Below are 3,464 nucleotides of genomic sequence, written 5' to 3' on the forward strand. Positions count from 1 at the left end.
TTTCCGGTTTACAGGCATTTCCAAAGAGTCAACCAAGTGCTGATACGGTTTTCGCTGTATCTTCCTTAAACCAAATAGGGAAAGGGGGACAACAAAGTTTGGTGTTAATTTCGAGCGGGATTATAATGCGACAACTTTTTTACCCGATTCAGCATCTGGGATTTTTTATCCAGGTTGGGATGCTACATTTAGTAGTGATGAAGATGGCAACGGACGTTTTTTTGCAACATTTGGTTTGGGATCACCTTTTCCTGAAGATATGAAGCTTTGTGCCGCAGCCAATGGGATGTGGCCTGTTACTTCACCAGATGCCGGCAGGACGTTTCAGGGAGGGCTTGAACCGATAAAGGGTTACAATAGAAAACCATCCACTTCAATACCTTTGATGGATGATGAAATTGGATATCATGAAAGTTCATCTTATGTACTTGATTTCGGTTCCGATCCATCTTACGGATGGGATGGAGAACAAGGACCATTTATTCAGAAAATAGGGGAAGCAGGAAAACGCTTTGTTAATTTTACGGATATCGCGCGAGCTGATTACGTTGCCAATTGTCTTGATCCCAAAATTGGATTTGACATGTCAAAGTTACGACTGCTTGACAGCTGTGAGGTTATCAGTAGGATGGATGCATTAAGACATTGTGTCAGAACGATAGATCGGAAAATAATTGGTAGTAAAAAAGTTCAATACACCAAATATTGGCTTGTCTGTGCTATGCCAGTTTCTGATTGGAAAAATAATTTTGAAGCTAACTGTATTCCAATGACATTTATCGGAAACAATAATGATTGGGTAAAAGGAGGTGAGAAATTAAACAAAGAAGGATACCTATTTGTATTTGCGAAGATTAATACGGCAAAAGGAAGTATAGATCGTTTCGACAATAAGTACCGAAAAAGAAGAATTCAGGATATTAAAGAATTATGCATATGCAAGATTGAAAAGAAAAATATCTGTAATGAAGATGGGCGAAGTCATCCTTATAAAATGGTATGGTGTAGCTTAAAGGGAGATTTTGATCAGATCATAGAGGATAAAATAGTTTGGCGAAATGGTTAATAATTATTATGATATTCTTATTTTAGGTGCAGGGCCGGCAGGACTATCTGCAGCGGTCACAATCAATTCTACAGATTTACGCGCGCTAGTTATAGATTATAAACAAAAAGATGTTTGGAACGGATATCCGATTGAGAGCATCCATCCTGGGGTGATTAGGCAATTGGAATATTTGGATATGGCAACAAACATTGAAAAATGCTTTAGGGGTAAATATAGCTGCATAAGTGACGGAGTGAAATCTAAGAACCTGAATCCTTATTCCGAAGAAATATGGTACGGTTATCATATATGTAAAAATACCTTTAACACTTTGTTGTGTGATAATGCTGAACAGAAGGGGGTGCATATTAAAAAAGTTATTACTAAGCCAATCATTGAACGGCTGGTTTCGAGAGGGTACAAGGTAGTAGTGGGAGCAGAGCAGTATAGTTGTAAATTTATTGTTGATGCGACGGGACGAAAAAGAGCAGGACAAAAGAATTTTAAAAGTATTGTTACAAAGTATTCCCCTGATTGCCTTGTTGTATCCGGTATCCAGAAACAGCGTGATAAACAATTGATGGATAATGAGAGTGCTTACTTTCTTCCATACAAAAATTATTGGATATGGCTCGGTCATTTGGATGATGGACGTCAATGTTGGACGGCGGTTTTTAAGAAGCGTGATTGGAAGGCTTTTAAAAAGGAGTTTTTACCAATTGATTTGAGAACTGCAGATCGGTGGACATCGATTACATGGGAGTTTGCTTCACAACTGGATATACCAGGTTTCTTAATCTGTGGGGAGGCGGCTTCGCTCCTTGATCCTGCATCTGGCAAGGGGATTTATCAAGCAATTGAATCGGGAGTTATGGCAGCAAAAGCGGTAGATGACATCTTTGTATACCCGTCTGAAGAAAGGTCAATAAAATTTGCATATGAAGCCTGGATGAGAGAGCGCTTTTGTCTGATGGTAGATCAGCTAAAATCATCATATGAAGAGCTAGGTATTAAGCTTGAATAGGTAGATATTCATTACTAGTATTTCGAGATGCCATATACAACCGTTATACCCAGGTAATTTGGGAAAAATAAAATAACATATGTTTCCTACATCAATATTTCCATCATGAAGAAGTAAAAGATATCTTTTTGCATATCCATTGGTCACTAACTATGGTGTACTTTTGTAGGAATATTCATTTCAAATACGAAGCAACTTTATGAAAAATATCTTAGAGATATTGATCGAAAAATACGGATACAAATGTTACTGCATGGGGTGATAAAAATATTAAAATAAGCCTTCAGGATGGCGCAAAGACAATAAATAACATTATAGCGTTTTTTGAAAAACGGTAGGTGCGCTTAGGATTTCCCCTCTAATAAAACAAATAGAGACTGTAAAATAAACTGTTTCAAAAATAATAAATGAATATATTATTTTTGACATAGTTTTATGAGTAACAACGAGACAGATTTTGATTTTACGTCCATGAAGGACAAAGCACTCGAGCAATTACGTAGTGGTAAATCACTTTATGGTAAGGATGGAGCATTTGCTCCTTTGTTAAAAAGCTTTTTAGAGGCCGCACTTGAAGCGGAGATGGAAAGCCATATGGACGATTTTGAGCGTTCTAGCGGTAACCGACGTAATGGTAAATCAACCAAACCTATCCGCACTTCCGATGGTACAATTGATATTTCTACACCCCGTGACCGTCGATCTAGTTTTGAGCCTCAGCTGGTTAAGAAGCGTGAAACTATCCTTGCTGAAAGCCTTGAGAAGAAGATTTTGGGAATGTACGGTTTATGCATGAGTCTACGTGATATTTCGAACCATCTTAAAGAGATGTACGATACGGAAATCAGCCACAGCACACTTTCTTCCATTACTGACAAAGATTATCCCTGAGGTCAAAGAATGGCAGTCAAGAAGCTTAGACTCTCTTTATACCATTGTCTGGATGGATGCTATGCACTATAAAGTAAAAGAGGATCATCGTTTTGTTTCTCGTGCAGTTTATAACATCTTAGAGATCGATCGCAACGGACATAAGCATCCTTTAGGTATGTATGTGTCGGAAAATGAAGGGGCTAACTTTTGGTTTAGTGTACTAACAGACCTACAGAACCGAGGCGTGCAAGACATACTGATTGCGTGTATTGATAATCTTAAGGGGTTTTCCGAGGCTATACAAAGTGTTTTTCCTGATACTGAGGTCCAAACCTGTGTTGTTCACCAGATTCGTAACAGCTTAAAGTATGTTGCCAGCAAGGACCAAAAAGAGTTTATGAACGATCTAAAACCGGTCTATCGTGCAGATACATTAGATTTCGCAGAAATCCGAATGGATGAGCTCCAGGATAAATGGGGTGAAAAATACCCAGTGGTTATCTGTAAGTACCCCATTTT

General features: G+C 38.3%; 5 protein-coding genes. All 5 read left to right on the forward strand.

What is annotated here, in order from left to right:
* Positions 1-263, forward strand: a 263-nt coding sequence (locus L950_RS34640; RefSeq protein WP_037526840.1) for a hypothetical protein, incomplete at its 5' end; no start/stop codon positions are given.
* On the forward strand, positions 260-1,066 hold the full coding sequence (locus L950_RS24575) for a hypothetical protein (protein ID WP_021191229.1): 807 nt from the start codon (positions 260-262) through the stop codon (positions 1,064-1,066). The genes L950_RS34640 and L950_RS24575, both read left to right, overlap by 4 nt.
* On the forward strand, positions 1,059-2,072 hold the full coding sequence (locus L950_RS24580) for an NAD(P)/FAD-dependent oxidoreductase (protein WP_021191230.1): 1,014 nt from the start codon (positions 1,059-1,061) through the stop codon (positions 2,070-2,072). Before L950_RS24575 ends, L950_RS24580 begins: the two co-directional genes overlap by 8 nt.
* Before the next feature lie 435 nt (positions 2,073-2,507).
* The gene (locus L950_RS36030; RefSeq protein WP_052764513.1) at positions 2,508-2,963 is read left to right on the forward strand and encodes a transposase; all 456 of its coding nucleotides are present in this window, start codon (positions 2,508-2,510) and stop codon (positions 2,961-2,963) included.
* The coding region (locus L950_RS36035) for a transposase (protein ID WP_262507197.1) at positions 2,875-3,464 on the forward strand (590 nt) is incomplete at its 3' end. The genes L950_RS36030 and L950_RS36035, both read left to right, overlap by 89 nt.

The sequence above is a fragment of the Sphingobacterium sp. IITKGP-BTPF85 genome (assembly GCF_001006065.1).
GTDB classification, from domain to species: Bacteria; Bacteroidota; Bacteroidia; order Sphingobacteriales; family Sphingobacteriaceae; genus Sphingobacterium; species Sphingobacterium anhuiense.

What these genes read in the sequence shown, in the direction of transcription:
- L950_RS24575 (WP_021191229.1), top strand. Translation starts at nt 260, where the DNA reads ATGAAGCTTTGTGCCGCAGCCAATGGGATGTGGCCTGTTACTTCACCA.
- L950_RS24580 (WP_021191230.1), top strand. Translation starts at nt 1,059, where the DNA reads ATGGTTAATAATTATTATGATATTCTTATTTTAGGTGCAGGGCCGGCA.
- L950_RS36030 (WP_052764513.1), top strand. Translation starts at nt 2,508, where the DNA reads ATGAGTAACAACGAGACAGATTTTGATTTTACGTCCATGAAGGACAAA.